Source organism: endosymbiont of Lamellibrachia barhami, from assembly GCF_011947365.2.
GTDB lineage: Bacteria > Pseudomonadota > Gammaproteobacteria > Chromatiales > Chromatiaceae > QGON01.
In genome coordinates this window covers 3381382-3398568 of the sequence record NZ_JAAVSH020000001.1, presented here as the reverse complement: position 1 = coordinate 3398568, position 17187 = coordinate 3381382, and the positions used below count along the sequence as shown (strand labels likewise).

Below are 17187 nucleotides of genomic sequence, written 5' to 3'. Positions count from 1 at the left end.
TTCAGCCATGCCTCAAGACAACCCTGTTTGAAACACACTATTTCTCCACCGCAGCCAGATACCCTGGTAGAAATCCGACCATCTTGATCCTGGTTTTATCTTCATCGGCACCGAGGTCATAACTAACCATATTGACGTCTATCTCAGGATTTCCTTTTAGAGTACCCAGCAGATTCAGCAACTTGGCTTTGATATTTTTTTGTTCCCGCTTACCCGCTGCATTGTACCAACGCCAGACAATTCGTCCTCTATCTGACCCTGCGGCTTTCAGCCTCGTCTCTTCAACAATTAAGTTTCGACCATTTACCAGACCGAGATCGGTAACACGCCGATAGATTCTCGACCATACGTCAGAATCATATACTTCATTCAGGACACTGATCGCCTCTCTACCCTGTTCTTGTGAGCTGAAACGGGACAAAAACACATCAACTCTATGTGCTCCTTCGCTGTATCTACCTTCAACAACAGAATTTCCTTGCAACCAGTCAGGCTTCCATGAAGTCAGTTTGTTTTCAACCAACCTCCAGTCCGCTATCTTGCCTGGCAATTCAACCGTGGAGCTGTCTGTTTCCGCCCCGCCTGACATGTAGAAAAAGGCCAGCGCAGGACCGGTCAATGTTGCAAAAAAAACCAGGGCTGTGAATCTCAGGTTTCTGCGCCTGCTCCCGTCTGCCAACTTTATTCCATCGCCTTCCACTTGTTCTATGGCTGAACGTATCGGTAGATAACGTTGCGAACCCCACAGATAGATGAGGATGAAAACACCAAAAATCGTCCAACCCAGCATATTATGATCGTGTACGATCTGGCTCTCCATGTTGGAAAGGTGCCCTATCACAACAACAGAATATACGCGCATCAGATTTGCAACAAACGCTAGAAGAGAGGCAAACGCGACATATGCGATAGTCTCTTTCAGGTAGAAACCCGACTGTCTTGCATACAGCAGCGAAATCGTAATACCAACTATTTGATACCGTAGTCCACTACAAAATTCAGCCACCTCAAAGGTGCCTTCCGGTATGATCAGCAGATATCCTTCCCTGACTGACGTTATCCCCGATGCCTGAAGCATGTGGCCGACTGTAACGGCTGTTCCTGTTTGCAGATAAGGCGCCAACACTTTCCAAACTGGCACAACGCTCAGCAGCAGAAGTACCGGAAAATAGAACGGTACCCCATCCTTGAGGCCCAGAAAACTAAAGATAATCATTGCTAAGATGGCAATAAATAGCGCTTGTTGCAATGATTCCACATAGACTAAACCAGACATCATCCAAAACAAGGACAAAACAATTATCCCGATCAAGCCGAGATATCTTGGCTTGACGGAGAGACGATCCTTTCTGGCCTTCCACTCCTCGTAGAAGATGTAGAGACAAACGGCGAACAAAAGAAAACCATGGGACTGATCTGAGTCCGGTGCTGTCCAGATATTAAAAAAGCTGTCGAGCGTTGGATAATAGAGAGGAAAAGCCAGTAACAACCCTGCAATCAACAAAATTGCGGGGGAAACTGCAGTTCTGCTATTCATCACGCCGTTGCTATTTGAGACCATATTTGTTCACAAGATCATATAGAGTTGGACGGCTCACGCCGAGCAATTCGGCCGCTTTGGAGACATTCCCTTCGACATAAGTCAGGGCGCGCGACACTGCACTTGCTTCAGCCTGATCTCTAACTTCACGCAAATTGAAAGGCTGACTCTCTTCTGATCCTACGCTCAATTGCAACTCTTCTGCTGAGATTTGCGAACCCTCCGCCATAATGACTGCGCGTTTTATTTTGTTTTCCAGCTCACGCACGTTGCCAGGCCATGAATAGTCCTCAATAGACCGCAGTGCTTCTTTGCTAAACCCTCTGACCTTCGTTGAGTTCTGAGCGGAAAATTTTGCCAAAAATGCCCACGCCAGTAACACCGCATCTCCAGCACGGTCACGCAGTGGTGGAATGTCGATCGTGATTTCACTCACTCGATAGAAAAGATCCTCACGGAAAGTTCCACTGCCGATCATTTCATCGAGGTCCCGATTCGTAGCGCAGATCACCCTGACATCCACAGAAATCTCAGCACGTCCGCCAATCCGCTCAATCACCCGTTCCTGCAAAAAACGCAGCAGCTTTGCCTGTAGCGATAAAGGCATATCACCAATCTCATCCAGGAACAGCGTTCCCCCATTCGCATGCTCAATCTTGCCCAGCGTTCTTTTAGCAGCGCCGGTAAAAGCACCTTTCTCATAGCCGAAAAGTTCGCTTTCAAGCAAAGTGTCCGGTATAGAAGCACAGTTAATAGCAACAAATGGCTGCTCATTTCTGGCACTGATTTCATGGATTGCCTTGGCAAGCACCTCTTTACCAGTCCCGCTCTCACCCAATAGCAGGGTGGTAGCATCCGTCGGACCCACCTTTTCGATAATCCGGCAGACATCCAGCATTTCCGGACTATTGGCAATAACCCCATCCAGCGGAGATTTCCCCTGCCGCATCGCGAGATTTCGGTTCTCCTCTTCCAGCTCATAGAGCTGATACGCTCGATCGATTATGACCTTCAGCACATCCGAGTCGATTGGCTTCTGATAAAAATCATAGGCGCCAAGTTCCAGTGCTTTCAGTGCATTGGTACGATCGTCGTTCCCTGTCACAACAATCACCTTGGTTCGGGGAGCCAGACGCAAAACCTCTTTCAAGGTTGCAATCCCCTCGCTCACATTTGCCGGATCCGGCGGCAAACCGAGATCCAGCGTAATGACAGGTGGGGCAGCTCGCCTCAATGCAGCTATGGCTGACGGCCGATCGCCGGCAATCTGAACCTCGTAGCCATCGAAACACCATTTTAACTGACTCTGCAGTCCCGGGTCGTCTTCCACGATCAATAGTGACCGCAGCAACTCATTTCCACTGCTCAATGCGAGATCTCCATTTGCATATCCTCTTTTTCCTCAATCCGAATCGGTATAGTCACAGAAAACTTTGTGCCTTTACCAATCCTGCTGGTCACAGCTATCTGACCACCAAGCGCCCGGACAAACTCCCGACTTTCATAGACGCCAACCCCCATGCCGGCATTTCCCTTGGTAGTTTCAAAAGGTTGAAACAGATGATCACGAATGAATGTATCATCCATCCCCGAGCCATTGTCTTCAATGGTGATCTCAATCTGACCTGGCATCGCACACATAGCCAATCGCACATAGCCATCATCGGGCGTTGCCTCCTGGGCATTTTTGATCAAATGTCCTATTACTGCGGCAAAACGGTCCTTGTCAGCGACCACTCTGACCTCTTCATCAGAAATTGCCAGCTCAGGCTGCGGCAAAAATCCAGCGTGTTCCCTTGCGGCTTCCTGCAACGCTTCCGCCACAGGAAACACTTGGGCACTGCTTTTTTCAAACCGCCCTTTTCGCAACTGTGCGAGCAGACGGCTCATCTTGTTGGCCGCATTATCCACGGTTCTGATGGCATCCTCCATAAATTCGGGGTTATTTTTGTGACGAGCTGCATTGGTTACAACCAATTCAAGTTGCGCAACCAGGTTTTTCAGGTCGTGGACAACAAAAGCGGAAAGACGATTGAAAGCTTCAAACTGATTGGCCCTGGCCAACGCTTCAGAGGCCTGCATCAGCGCCAGATAGCTGGCTGCCTGCTGCGAAGCAGTTTTCAGTAAGTCCCTGTCTTCCCAGTTAATTTGTCTTGGCGCCCTAGGCCGAATCAGGACTAGGAACCCTAACAGATCGCCATGGTGCCTAATCGGCACAAGCAACCAAGCGTCTTTCACATCCTTCACCCAATCAGGCAGCTCGAGCCCCTCATAAAGTGCTGGAGACGATTTTAGTTCTTCGAGATCGATAATCCAGTCCTTTGCGATAAAAAAGTCTACGAGAGAGCTCTCCGACGTAACGGCGAACTGGCACAAAGGTACCTGCCAGTGGCTGACACAGGGATAGTTACCGCTGTCGTCACGCAGCCAGAGAACCCCCCCGCCGGAGTCAACAAGGTCAGCGACGGCTTTAATCACCCGTTCACGGATCCTCGGACCAGGCTCACCATCAGACAGAGTATGGATGATGCGAAGCCACTCTTCCCGATAATCATATTTGTAGCGAAAAAAGTGTTTGCTGAGAAAGACTTTGACTCTGGATCTGAGGTGACTGGAGAAGAGAATGGCCGTCAGCGTTGCTATGGCCATGAACAGAAAAATCACTTGGGCGGCCTTTCCCCAGGAGCCACCATAGAAGCGAATATAGTAACCAACCGCTGACATTATCAGCAGATAGACACCCGCTCCCAGCAAACCGGTGGTATGGAAAACCGCCTTCCTTGAGATAAAAATCTTGACCGACCAGCTTGGGTTACGGGCTGCAGCCACGACCAACATGGGCACCACCAGTGCATTGATAAACCCACGGGCCTGCCACAAATCACTATCAATCTGTTTAAACAGCAGCGCATCTGCGTAGAGGAAAAAATCGAACACGAACAGCGCACCGATACCAAAATAGAGGTATTTCACGGCCCAGCGCTGTTCTAGGCGCGTATTGCGGAAAAGCTGCTCGACCAGTGTCAGTCCGGTAATGGCAAAGCCCAGATGCCCAAACAGCTGTAGACTTGCCGCCATGGGAAGAACCACCAGATTTGGATAGTTCGAGGCCACCAGCCCAAGTCCAAAGAGAACGACAGAGACACCCAGGACAAGCGCGGGCAGAAAGCGGAGGATACGTACATCCCCGCTGGATGACTGCAAAAGTGGCTGTAACAGGCGCAGCAGAAACACGAACCAGGCGATATTTCTGGCAACCTCAAGGGTAAAATAGACACCTATAGTGAGCGCAGTCTCCTGCAGCAGCAGAAAAACCGCCGACAGTCCCCAACAGCCGGTAACCGCCACTGCGGAAAGCAAGACAATGCCTTCAATCCTGCCGCGCCAGCTGGTCAGAAGCAACGCACTGAACAGAAAGAAAAACAACGCTGCCAACGAATAGCCGATGATACCGACACTCACCGCAACAAACCTCGTACCTTCCCTGTCATTCCCAGATTCAACCCATCGCAGTTATTCAAGGTGTGGACAGGCTTGAAGCCCTCTCCAAAACAGAACGAAATCCCAGCTTGGGGGAGGCCCGTTAAACACGGGCAACCCTGTTCAAAACAACATCCACTTACTTTTAGAACATGGCGGCAGAGAGACAGAGAAGTTGAACGCCTGGCGGGAACAACCGTCACAATAGCCACCCACACAAAACATGGGATGCAGTAAAATTCCTATAATGTTTTTGTTATCAAGTAATTAGAGCCGATTTATTTGCTAGGCCACTTACTGAAAACTGCCACTTGATACCCCCTCTACGGGTACCGGGTGTACTATAGAGAAAACCCCGTCACAATTCACCTGTGGAAATGTGTCATCATGCTCTGCTAGCATCCAGTGATTAAGGAAGCAGTGGAAAAACACATCCTAACTCACTAATCTTAAAGCACAAATACCCAATAATCATGAGATCAACCAACCCCATCTCCAGACAGGCCGATTCAATGCAACCATCTGCTTTCAGAAAACACCCCTCTTTAGTTACACCCAAGCGTTGGGTTTCCGGCTTCACGCTCATCGAGGTCATGGTTGTCGTTGTGATTCTCAGCATTCTGGCGGCGATCGTAGTGCCCAAGATTATGGATCGCCCTGAACAGGCCAGAATGACCAAGGCCAAGAGTGATATCAGGGCCATCGAAGCCGCCCTCAATCTCTATCGCCTGGACAATATGATGTACCCCAGCACGGACCAGGGGCTTGAAGCACTCGTAAGCAAACCCGCCGGCGCTCCGGAACCCAAAAACTGGAAGGACGGGGGTTATGTCGACCGGCTACCCAAGGATCCTTGGGGGAGCCACTACCTGTTTCTCAACCCAGGCAGCCATGGGGCCATCGACATCTACTCCACCGGGGTCGATACTCAATCCACTGAAGATGATGTCGGCAACTGGAACCTGGAGTGACGAGTCTACCCGGTCTCTGAGAGCTCGGCCCTAAGATGAAGCGCCACTCGACTCAGAAAACCAAATCTGCCTGGATCAGTGGTGGTTTCACCCTGATCGAGGTTATGGTAGTCGTCCTTATCATTGGGATACTGGTCAACTATGTGGTGGTCTCCATAGGGAGTTCATCGCCTTCCGACGCACTGAAAACCGAGGCGCGGCGATTCTTCACCTTGGTTGACCTGGCAGCTGAAGAGGCGCTTCTCCGCTCCAACATCATCGGCGCACTGGTTGAGGAGGAGCGTTACGAATTCCTCATCCTGCAGGAGAAGACCTGGAAACCACTGGAGGAGAGCATATTCAGAAAGCGCTCCCTGCCTGAGGAAATATCCTTTGACTTGATGACCGATGAGCCGATCAGGCGGGAAAAACAGAAAAAAACGCCGGATATAGTTTTTTTTACCAGTGGAGAAATCACCCCGTTTGAAATAAAGATCTCATCAGAAATCACCGAGGACTACTTTCTGCTGAAAGGCAACGAGATTGGAGAGCTCAGCCTGGACCATGTTTCCGAACCCTAAGCAACTGCAAAAATCCACCACCCGTCAGCAGGGCTTCACCCTGCTTGAGGTTCTTGTTGCGCTGGCAATTCTTGCCATCGCTCTCGCCTCCGTCGTAAAGGTTTCAGCAAATCAGTCTCTGAATGCAGAACATCTGAGAGATAAAACAATGGCACACTGGGTCGCCATGAACCAACTCACTCAGCTTCAGGTCAGCCGGATTTGGCCACCACAGGGGACGAATACAGGCAAGAGTGAAATGGGTCTGCGCGAATGGCATTGGGAGAGCAAAATCACCAACACCAAAGACGACCGGGTCAGACAGGTCGAGATCAGCGTCTTCCGCAATAGTGATGACGACGCCTCAGTAACACGCCTGGTCAGTTTTATCGGCCAGCCTTTCTAGGAGGCCTCTGAACAAGTCATGAACTCATATCTCGCATCCAGATTCAGAGGCTGCCCAGTGTGGTGTAACGAATAACGTGTACAAATCTGACCTGAAACAATCCGGCTTCACCTTGTTGGAGTTACTGATCGCGATCTCGATCTTCTCCATCATCTCTCTCATCGCCTACGGTGGATTGAAAGTCGTACTCGACACCGAAGCTCAGGTTAAAGCACATATCGATCGCCTCTCGGGTCTACAGATCGCTCTGACCCTGATGCGTCGTGATATCGAACAGGCGAAGGTTCGCCCGATCAGAGACGAATACGGCGATCCTCTACCCGTCATGCAAGCCGGGGGAGATGGGGGGACAGCGCTGGTATTTACCCGCGGCGGCAGACCCAATCCGCTCAATCTGCAGCGCAGCAATCTTCAACGCATTGCCTATCTGTTGGAGGACAAAAAGCTGTTCCGCCTGACCTGGCCCACCCTGGATAGAGCCCAAGGAACCGAACCACGACGCACCAAGGTTCTAGATGGCATTTCCAACATAGAGGTCCGTTTCTTCGACCACAAGATGAAAGCTCACCCATCCTGGCCCGTCTCCGGGGAGCTGGAAGAAAAAACCAGCACCCCACTCCCCCTGGCGATGGAAATCACCCTGGAACTCGAAGACTGGGGAAAAATCCAACGGCTTTTCCGGGTTGCCGACATCAATCCATCACTGGACGGCAACCCCAAATAGCCAGAAAAATGCTAAACAGATCACCTAGAAAACGATCTCAATCCGGCGTTGCCCTGATCACTGCAATCATGATCGTAGCGGTAGCGAGCATCGCTGCGGTCACCATGACTGAGACTCTACAGCTGAGCATTCGCCGTACCTCAAACATACTGATCACCGATCAGACTTACTTCTATGCACTGGGCAGCGAAGAGTGGGCGCGAGGCCAGCTGATACGGGACGCAAAAAGGGATATAAAGGCAAAAAACCCCTACGATGCCCTTGACGAAGACTGGGCAAAACCATTGCCAATAACCGCTATCGAAGGAGGAACGGTCGCTGCCCAGATCGTCGACCTGCAGGCACGCTTCAATCTGAATAATCTATACCTGGCCGAAGAGCCTGATCAAAAGAGCAAAGACCGGACTGCGCAACACTCCGAAGTTTTCCGCCGTCTTTTGAACATACTGGAACTGGAGGAGGGTCTTGCGCAGGCGGTATCAGACTGGCTCGACCAGGATATCGACGCGCAATTTCCCGATGGAGCGGAAGACAACGAATACCTTGGTGGAGCCCTCCCCTACCGGACAGCCAATGGACTCATGAGCAGCCCAACCGAACTGCTGCTGATAAAGGGCATCACCCCGGAAATTTTTGAAAAGCTCGAGCCCCACGTCACCACGCTGCCTGAAACCGTCACCATCAACATAAACACAGCGGATACCATTATACTCCGGGCACTGGTGGAATCTCTGACCGATTCCGATGTTGAAACCCTGATCTCGGAACGAAAGGAGTCACCCTTCACAGATAATAAAGCATTTGAAGATAGACTCGCCGAGCTTTTAGGCGATAATAAAGAACCGTTGAAAAATGCCGATAATACTTACTCAGTATCCAGCAACTACTTCCTTCTGGAGACGTCGATAAGCATGGATAATACAAACCAGTACCTCCGTTGTCTGCTCAATAAAACGGACAAGGGCGTCTATACTCTGTCGAGGACAACGGGAACCTTCTGAATATGGCTGGCACACTGGTAATTCGACTGCTGGATAGTGAAGCAAACCAGGTAAGCTGGCATCCGCTTGGCGCCAAATCTCCGGAGAGCGGACCGATTGGCAGCGGCACACTGAAAGAGGCTGCTGAACAGGCGGCTGGCTGGCGCGTGGTCGTTTTGGTCCCCAGCGTCGAACTGCTGCTGACAACAGTCGATATCCCCACAAAAAACCGCCAACGACTGCGCCAGGCAGTCCCCTTCACCCTGGAAAACGACCTTGCGGAAGAGTTGGATGAGCTGCATTTCGCGATTCACACTTCCAGCCCAGATGGTAAGACCCTGGTCGCCGTAATCGCAAAACAGCTGCTCGATGATTGGCTGAATGCATTCCACCAGGTCGGCATCGCCCCGCTGGCCATGTACCCCGACCTGCTCGCCCTGCCACGCAAACCCAATTGCTGGACGCTCTACCTCGATGATGAGAGAGTATTGGTTCGCACCGGCGACAATACCGGGTTTGCGGCCGATCCGGTCAACTTCGCCGAACTGCTCCGCCTTGCCATTGACCAGACCGAGGGAGATCCACCAGAGCGCCTCGAGGTCATTCAGGCGCCGTCTCTCAGCAGCGCGCCCTACTTCGACCTGGCATTGGGTAATCTCAACTATGAGATAACCCATGTTGATTACAGCGGCGACTTTAGACAACTACTGTCAGACAACCTGATTGAGCAACAGACACTCAATCTGCTGCAGGGAGATTATCGTCAAGTCGACAAACAGGCCCAAAAGTGGCAACACTGGCTTCCGGCAGCTATTCTGTTCGGCGTTTTTCTGGGACTTTCCATCGTCTCATCATCACTCGACCACTATCGCCTCAAGGGAGAGAATGCTGCACTCAGCCAACGGATCACTCAGACTTTCCGCGACGCATTTCCCGACATCAAACGCATCGTGGATCCACGAGTGCAGATGGAACAGAAACTGCGCCAGCTACGCAAAGACCAGAAACAAAAAGGAGACACTTTCTTCGATCTTTTTTCTATTCCGGCAGCGGAAATTATGAAAATTCCCGGCAGCCGCCTGAACAACATCAGCTACCGGGAGGGCCAACTCGACCTGCAATTGACCACGCGCGAACTTCCTGCGCTGGAAAAACTGAAAAAGCAGATTGAAGCACAGAACCTCTCAGTTGAGATCCGTTCAGCCAATGCCAAGGGAAACGAGGTTTCATCCCACCTCCGAGTCAGGAAAACCCGGGCATGAACATCATCCAGTGGCTCTCATCCAAAACCCCACAAGAACGTATAGCGCTGATTGGAGGAGTGGCCACGCCTGTTCTCCTGCTAGCCTATCTGCTCTTCTGGCTGCCATTCGCACAGGAGATAGACAAGCAGTCACGTCAGCTGAAGGACCGGCAGGAAAATCTGGCCTGGATGCAGAAAGCCGCCGGTGAGGTCATGCAGCTACGCAGTGAGGCAGTACAACCACTCCGGCAAACTCCAATGAGGCGCTGTTCACCCTGATCGACCGCACCGCCAAAAAACATCGTCTGCGCCAGGCAATCAAACGACTGAAACCCCAAGGCAGCGACCGGGTTCAGATCTGGATCGAGCAGGCATCCTTCGATGGCATCATCAAATGGCTGGGCCTACTCCAGGCACGCCATGCGGTCAGCATCCTCTCCCTGAACATCGATCGCCAGGAGAAACCCGGTTGGGTAAATGCCAGACTCGACCTTGAAAGAGCGACACAATGAGACCTCAGCCAGGCCCAACAATTCTCGGCATTAGCTGCTTTGTGGTGTTTCTGATCGCTGCCACTCCGGCACGCCACGTCTTGGGCTGGCTTGGCGATACTATCGCCCCACTCACGCTTGCCGACAGCAGCGGCACCATTTGGTCGGGCAGCGCTACAGAAACCCACTACAATGGCGTCAACCTGGGTACAACCGCCTGGAGATTCCAGCCGCTGGATCTGTTGACCGGGAAGCTCCGCTATCGACTCAGCTTACGCGGACCGGGACAACAACTCGACGGTTATGCGGGGGTTAACATCGATGGCAGTTACCAGGCCGAGCACCTCAAGGGCATCGTCAAGGCACGTATACTTCCCGGACTGCTCAATCAACCGATGATCGGCACGATCGGCGATCTCGACATCGACATCTCCTCGATACGGTTTGCGGCATCAAACCTCGATGAGGCTGCAGGCAAGATTCGTTGGCAGGGGGCCGGCATCACCAGCCCGGTTGCCGTGGACTTGGGCAGCATACAATTCGACATCAAAGGCGATGAAAAGGGGCTGAAGTCGACTATCCAGGATATTGGCGGCGGCCTCAGCATCAAGGGTGAGTTGAATTTGGCGCCGACCGGCAGCTATCGGATCTCAGGCAGGATTCTACCCAAGGCATCTGCTGACCCTGCACTGGTAAACACCTTGAAGGCGATAGGCAAATCAGGGACCGGCGGCAGCATTCAGCTCAATTTTTCCGGGCAGCTTTGAGGCGCGGTTCCCATCCATGGCATATACGACTCAAACGCTTTCTGCTAGTATTAAGAAACGGCTCATATACCGCAGATAACACAATGATAAATAAAGATTTTCATTCTAACGAACTCTGTCAAAACGAGCAGTGACCAAGGTCGGTATCGAAAACACGATGAATAGTCAGGAAACCCGTTCCCCAATATTTTTTCCGTCGGTGTGGCATCGCCATATCCGTGGCACCTTGTTCATCGCACTGAGTCTGCTGCTGTTTTGCGCCTCGGTCCAGGCCGACCGGATTACGCTCAATCTGAATGACGCCGATATCAACGCGCTGATCAAGACCGTATCCGAACACACCGGCAGGAATTTTGTCGTCGACCCACGGGTGAAAGGCAAGGTCACCGTCATCTCCGCTCATCCGATGGACAAAGATGAGTTTTACCAGGTCTTCCTCTCCATCCTGGAAGTCCATGGATTCTCCACCGTGCCTGCCGGGGAGGTGATCAAGATCGTTCCCGATGTAAAGGCCAAACAGATCGGCATCCCCACCGGCGCCGACAGTCAACAATTTCCGGGTGATCAGATGGTGACCCGGATCCTCCAGGTAAAAAACGTTACCGCTTCCCAGCTGGTACCTATTCTGCGCCCCTTGATCCCGCAACAGGGGCACTTGGCAGCCTACCCCGCCACCAATGTTCTGATTATTTCTGATCGAAGACAAAACGTGGATCGCCTGCTGAAGATCATCTCCCGCATCGATCAAGTGAGCGACAGCTCCATCGAAGTGGTCTCCCTGCGCCACGCCTCCGCCATGGAGGTGGTTCGGATTATCACCGGATTGCAGAAAAACAGGGGTAAAGGCGCCGCTGAACCGGCAAAACTCATCGCTGACGAGCGCACCAACAGCGTTCTGATCAGCGGCGACGCTACCACTCGACTGCGCACGAGAGTGGTGATCGAACACCTGGATACCCCTTTTGATAATGAAGGCAATGCCCGGGTCATCTACCTGCGCTATGCCAACGCCAAGGAACTTGCCACCGTACTGACCGGCGTTAGCAACACCCTGGACAAGAGCCGGAAGAAGGGCAAGGGGGGCGCCCCCTCTATCCCGGTCAATATCCAGGCTGATGAAGCGTCCAACGCACTGATCATTACTGCACCGCAGAATATCTTCAATACGCTCCAGTCCATCATCCGCAAGCTGGATATCCGTCGCGCCCAGGTGCTGGTCGAGGCGATTATCGCTGAGATCTCCTTCGACCGGGTCAAGGAACTTGGCGTACAGTGGATCGTCGACGGCACCCCTGGCGGCTCGGGACCGGTAGGCGTCATCAACCTGGGTACCCCCAGCATCGGCAGTATCGCCGGGGCCATCGCCGCAGACGCCATTCCGGCGATCCCCGCCGGCACCACAATCGGGATTGGCAGCTTCAGCAACAACTCGATCAATTTTGCCGCCCTGATCCGTGCATTGGAGACCGACACATCAAGCAATATCCTTTCAACCCCCAGTATCCTTACCCTGGATAATCAGGAGGCGGAGATCGTCGTCGGTCAAAATGTGCCTTTCCTGACGGGGCAGTACGCCTCCACCGGCTCCACGACCACGGTCAACCCATTCCAGACCATTCAGCGTCAGGACGTCGGCCTGACCCTGCGCGTCACCCCGCAGATCAATGAAGGCAATGCCATCCAGCTGAAGATCTCCCAGGAGGTCTCCAGCGTCAACAAGACCGCCAGCACCGGCGCCGCCGATATCGTCACCAACAAACGCACGATTAAAACCGTGGTCATGGTGGATGACGGCGATACCATCGTGCTCGGTGGATTGATTGACGAAAATCTGCAGCAGGTGGAGGAGAAGGTGCCGTTTCTGGGGGACATTCCCATCCTTGGTGTCCTGTTCCGCGCCAACTCGACCATCAAGGTCAAGCGTAATCTGGTGGTATTCCTGCGCCCTATTATTGTTAGGGATGCCGCCACACATGCGGCTGTGACCGGCGACAAATACAACTTCTTCCGGGCACAGCAATTGGACATGCGTCAGCAGGGTGTCGATCTGTTACCCGATGAGGCAGCGCCTCTGCTGCCCGATCGATTCAATGCACTTCCTCAGCCTTTTGACGAGGAGAGTGGCGCGTCTCAACACTGAGCCAACACCACATGTCTGAGTCACTTCTGAACAACCCTCCGGCAGAGACAGCCCCTGCTACGGATGATGACACAGGGCATCGTCAACCTAGAATCAGGGACGATGTCACTTACGCCTTTGCCAGGCGTCACGGCGTCATCGTCACCAAAGATGCGCTACGTCAGACTCGGGTGCTGTTCAAAACCGGGACACCAATTAGCGTCTTCAACGAGATGCGTCGTTTCCTCGGACGCCCACTTGTCTTGAAGGAGGTCGCAGATGAGGAGTTTGAACGCGAACTCACGGCGATCTACGAGTCAGGTTCCAAACAGTCCAGCCAGATCATGGAGACTATGGGCGATGACATGGATCTCGACGATCTGGCGCGGCAACTCGATCAACCCGAAGATCTACTGGAAAACGACGATGACGCCCCTATCATCCGCCTGATCAACGCACTCTTCACAGAAGCGATCAAGGAAGAGGCGTCAGACATCCATATCGAGCCCTACGAAAACCGTCTTGTGGTTAGGTTCCGTGTGGACGGCGTCTTGCGTGAGGTGCTCAACCCTCCCCGTACAGTCGCCCCCTTTCTGGTCTCCCGCATCAAGGTCATGGCCCGCCTTGACATCGCGGAGAAGCGCATCCCCCAAGATGGGCGCATCTCACTGAAAGTGGGACGCAGACCTGTAGACGTTCGTGTCTCCACGCTACCCTCCAGTTACGGCGAGCGGGTGGTGCTGCGACTACTCGACAAGAAAGCCGGCCGCCTGGACCTCTCCCATCTCGGCATGTCCAAACAACTTCTGACGCAGATCGATCCGGGTGTTATCCAACGCCCTCATGGCATCTTTCTGGTCACTGGCCCCACCGGTTCCGGCAAAACCACCACCCTCTATGGGGCACTTACCCGGCTCAATACCCAAAGCCGCAACATCGTCACTGTTGAAGATCCCATCGAGTACTACCTCGATGGGATCGGCCAAACTCAGGTCAACAACAAGGTCGACCTGACCTTTGCCAGAGGACTTCGCGCCATTTTGAGACAGGATCCCGACGTGGTGATGGTGGGTGAGATTCGTGATCTGGAAACCGCCCAAGTCGCAGTACAGGCGAGTCTTACCGGCCATCTGGTTTTGTCCACTCTGCACACCAACACAGCCATTGGCAGTGTTACCCGTCTCCGTGATATGGGCGTTGAACCTTTCCTGCTGGCATCCAGCCTGATCAGCGTCCTATCCCAGCGACTGGTGAGAACTCTCTGCACCCACTGCAAAAAACCCTATTCAGCCACCCAGCGAGAACTGGAATTGCTGGAGTTGCCCCAGGACAAACGGGTAACCCTCTATGCGTCCACCGGTTGTGACAAGTGCCACAATAACGGCTACTTGGGACGCACCGGCATCTACGAACTTATCGTGATCGATGAAACCCTGCGAAATCTCATCCACGAGGGTACCGGTGAGTTGGAAATGCTCAAACATGTAAGAAAATCAACCGGCTCCATACGGCAGGATGGCATGCGCCGTGTACTGACAGGTGATACCACCATCGACGAGATCATTCGTGTCACGCAGGAAGACTAGTGCTCCAACAAGGTTATATTTATGTACTCAGAGTCCCCAAATAGAACCTTGTTGGTGCACTGATGGACGCATTTGAATTCGTAGCGCTCGACCTTTCCGGCAAGGAGAAACACGGTGTCCTCGAAGGGGACAGCGCCAAACAGGTAAGACAGCAACTTCGGGATAGCGGTCTTACCCCGCTCACCGTCATCACAGCCAGCTCTGAAATCGTCAAAAGTCGCCGTTTTACCCTGCAGCGCCGGATCAACGCCATGGAGCTGGCGCTGGTCACCCGTCAGATGGCCACGCTACTAAAATCCGGCCTGCCACTTGAACACGTTATCAAGACTGTCTCACAACAGACCGACAAGCGGCATGTGGAACGTACTCTGCTGGCAGTACGCGCCAAGGTTCTGGAGGGACGCAGCCTGGCGGACGGGCTCTCCGAATTCCCCCATACCTTCCCGGAACTCTATATCCGCACCGTTGCCTCCGGTGAGGAGTCCGGCCACCTGGAAGTGGTGCTGGAACGTCTGGCCGACTACACAGAACGACGTCAGCAAATGCAGCAAAAGACCGTGCTCGCGCTCTTCTACCCCGCCCTGCTGGTTATAGTTTCGATCCTTATCGTGGGTGGCTTGCTGACTTTCATCGTACCCCAGGTCACCCGGGTATTTGAGAACATGGGACAGGAGCTGCCCTTCATCACCAGAGCGCTCATCGCCACCAGTGACACAGTAAGGGATTACGGCGTGCTGATGTTGGTGACTCTGCTGGCCGGCGGATTTACCTTCAGCTACATCATCCGGCAACCCGGACCCCAGTTTCTGTGGCAACGTTTTACCCTGCATATACCTCTGATCGGCCGCTTGGTCAGAACTTCAAACGCAGCAAGATTCGCACGCACCCTTAGTATCATGGCCGCAAGCAGTGTCCCAATTCTGGATGCATTGCGCATCGCCTCTCAGGTTTTGACCAATCTGCCGATGCGCAATGCCGTTGAAGAGGCATCATTACGCGTGCGCGAGGGTAGCAGTCTGCATAGTGCATTGGAAAAGACAGGGTACTTTCCGCCCATGACACTCAGCCTCCTGGCCAGCGGTGAATCGAGTGGTAACCTGGAGGGGATGCTGGAGAGAGCTGCCGACATTCAGGAGCGTGAAATCGAATCTCTCGTCTCGACAGTGCTGGGGCTATTTGAACCACTCCTGATCCTGTTCATGGGTGGCGCTGTACTCATCATCGTTCTGGGGATACTGCTGCCCATCTTCGATCTCAACCAGTTGGTGGGCTGACACAGGAGATCCATCTCAGGAAAGCGCAATCATGCTCACTGATCAATACCCCCTAAGCTCCAAACTCCCGGCAATCTGTCGGTTGCTCGCAATTCCGCTGCTCAGCCTGAGCCTTCTCTACGGCTGCACCTCCAGTGCTGAAAAAGAAGCCCAACTCAAGGATCCAAAAATCATTCTGGAAAAATCCAGGACTGCCTTTGTGGAAAAGAAGTATAAGGCTGTATTCCGGTTACTCTTCCCACTCGCCGTGGAAGGCAATGCCGAGGCCCAGTATGCACTGGGTTACATGTACCATCATGGCCTGGGGTTGGAGAAAGACGATAGTCAGGCTATGCAGTGGATCCAACGCGCTGCTTCGCAGGGCTACGCAAAGGCACGGCGGGCCTTGAAGTAGATAGCGTCCGTCCGCTAACAACGCTAAAAGCGCAAACGTATTGATTTCGCATGAAAACCCGATTGCTATCCAATTGCATCAAGCTGTTCAACCATCGGAGGGTTTGGCTTCTTAGACTATTGTGAAGCGGACGATTGCCAACCTTTCCAGCCTCTCCATCGAACAGGCTCAGGCCATCCGGCGGATTCTGAAAGGTGAGAAACTGGTTCAACCTGAGGCGCACTTTGATATTTTAAGCTCACGCTGGGCGGCCATGTAGATGCGTGGTAAGCCACGATCAGGAGACTGGGCCCCGATGTTGGATGTCAGCCATGCCGTAAAGCAACGGATTTGGTTATCGCCATGATCGCATCCCGGATTCTGGGACCGCAGAGCAAACTGGCTTTGTCGCGCAGCTGGGAGAACACCACACTGGGTGATCTGCTCGAGGTCGACGGTGCAGATGAAGACGCGTTGTATGCGGCGATGGATTGGCTCTATGAACGCCAGGAGCGGATCGAGAAGAGATTGGCTGATCAACATTTACAGGAGGGAGGTCAGGTACTGTATGACCTTTCATCCAGTTATTTTGAAGGGACGCAATGCCCGCTGGCAGCGCTGGGATACAGTCGTGACCAAAAGAAGGGGAAGCTACAGGTCAACTACGGTTTACTGACCGATGCGCGGGGTTGTC

The 17187-nt window shown here is 52.9% G+C and carries 16 protein-coding genes and 1 pseudogene; 14 read left to right on the top strand and 3 right to left on the bottom strand.

The features are described from left to right. Positions 1-37 precede the first annotated feature (37 nt). Genes G9Q73_RS15640 through prsK form a run of 3 tightly spaced genes read right to left on the bottom strand, consistent with a single transcriptional unit; the run spans position 38 to position 5002 of the window. Entirely contained in the window at positions 38-1537 is a 1500-nt protein-coding gene (locus G9Q73_RS15640) for an exosortase C-terminal domain/associated protein EpsI (RefSeq protein WP_177420602.1), read from the bottom strand. Between the two features lie 10 nt (positions 1538-1547). After that, a complete protein-coding gene (gene prsR, locus G9Q73_RS15635) occupies positions 1548-2870 on the bottom strand; it encodes a PEP-CTERM-box response regulator transcription factor (RefSeq protein WP_369408910.1) in 1323 nt (440 codons plus the stop codon). A 35-nt stretch (positions 2871-2905) separates the two neighbouring features. After that, a complete protein-coding gene (gene prsK / locus G9Q73_RS15630) occupies positions 2906-5002 on the bottom strand; it encodes an XrtA/PEP-CTERM system histidine kinase PrsK (RefSeq protein ID WP_177420601.1) in 2097 nt (698 codons plus the stop codon). Positions 5003-5532: 530 nt separating this feature from the next. Here prsK and gspG point away from each other — a divergent pair. The 14 genes and pseudogenes from gspG to G9Q73_RS15555 all read left to right on the top strand — a co-directional run. Then, complete coding sequence (gspG, locus tag G9Q73_RS15625; protein ID WP_177420600.1) at positions 5533-5991, top strand: type II secretion system major pseudopilin GspG; 459 nt, start codon at positions 5533-5535, stop codon at positions 5989-5991. 35 nt (positions 5992-6026) lie between these two features. Then, positions 6027-6551 (top strand): type II secretion system minor pseudopilin GspH, encoded by a 525-nt coding sequence (gene gspH / locus G9Q73_RS15620; RefSeq protein WP_177420599.1) that lies wholly within the window; start codon positions 6027-6029, stop codon positions 6549-6551. Further along, a complete protein-coding gene (gene gspI, locus G9Q73_RS15615) occupies positions 6535-6936 on the top strand; it encodes a type II secretion system minor pseudopilin GspI (protein WP_177420598.1) in 402 nt (133 codons plus the stop codon). The genes gspH and gspI overlap by 17 nt, the downstream gene beginning before the upstream one ends. A 76-nt stretch (positions 6937-7012) precedes the next feature. After that, positions 7013-7660, top strand: a complete 648-nt coding sequence (gspJ, locus tag G9Q73_RS15610; RefSeq protein ID WP_177420597.1) for a type II secretion system minor pseudopilin GspJ — start codon at positions 7013-7015, stop codon at positions 7658-7660. Positions 7661-7668: 8 nt separating this feature from the next. Then, a complete protein-coding gene (gspK, locus tag G9Q73_RS15605; protein WP_177420596.1) occupies positions 7669-8661 on the top strand; it encodes a type II secretion system minor pseudopilin GspK in 993 nt (330 codons plus the stop codon). 2 nt (positions 8662-8663) lie between these two features. Then, entirely contained in the window at positions 8664-9902 is a 1239-nt protein-coding gene (gspL, locus tag G9Q73_RS15600) for a type II secretion system protein GspL (RefSeq protein WP_177420595.1), read from the top strand. Further along, positions 9899-10162, top strand: a complete 264-nt coding sequence (locus G9Q73_RS15595) for a type II secretion system protein M (protein ID WP_177420594.1) — start codon at positions 9899-9901, stop codon at positions 10160-10162. The genes gspL and G9Q73_RS15595 overlap by 4 nt, the downstream gene beginning before the upstream one ends. Further along, positions 10150-10395 carry a type II secretion system protein M gene (locus tag G9Q73_RS20580; protein WP_177421480.1) on the top strand — a complete coding sequence of 82 codons (246 nt, stop codon included), beginning with the start codon at positions 10150-10152 and terminating at the stop codon, positions 10393-10395. The genes G9Q73_RS15595 and G9Q73_RS20580 overlap by 13 nt, the downstream gene beginning before the upstream one ends. After that, positions 10392-11141, top strand: coding sequence for a type II secretion system protein N (locus tag G9Q73_RS15585; RefSeq protein WP_177420593.1), 750 nt, complete (start codon positions 10392-10394; stop codon positions 11139-11141). Before G9Q73_RS20580 ends, G9Q73_RS15585 begins: the two co-directional genes overlap by 4 nt. 157 nt (positions 11142-11298) lie before the next feature. Next, the gene (gene gspD, locus G9Q73_RS15580) at positions 11299-13281 is read left to right on the top strand and encodes a type II secretion system secretin GspD (RefSeq protein WP_177420592.1); all 1983 of its coding nucleotides are present in this window, start codon (positions 11299-11301) and stop codon (positions 13279-13281) included. A gap of 11 nt (positions 13282-13292) precedes the next feature. Then, positions 13293-14846 (top strand): type II secretion system ATPase GspE, encoded by a 1554-nt coding sequence (gene gspE, locus G9Q73_RS15575; RefSeq protein ID WP_177420591.1) that lies wholly within the window; start codon positions 13293-13295, stop codon positions 14844-14846. 62 nt (positions 14847-14908) lie between these two features. Beyond that, positions 14909-16120 carry a type II secretion system inner membrane protein GspF gene (gene gspF, locus G9Q73_RS15570; protein ID WP_177420590.1) on the top strand — a complete coding sequence of 404 codons (1212 nt, stop codon included), beginning with the start codon at positions 14909-14911 and terminating at the stop codon, positions 16118-16120. Positions 16121-16151: 31 nt separating this feature from the next. Then, positions 16152-16514 (top strand): tetratricopeptide repeat protein, encoded by a 363-nt coding sequence (locus tag G9Q73_RS15565; RefSeq protein ID WP_177420589.1) that lies wholly within the window; start codon positions 16152-16154, stop codon positions 16512-16514. A gap of 342 nt (positions 16515-16856) precedes the next feature. Continuing rightward, a pseudogene (locus G9Q73_RS15555) lies at positions 16857-17187 on the top strand (IS1634-like element ISMasp1 family transposase); the annotation flags it as partial.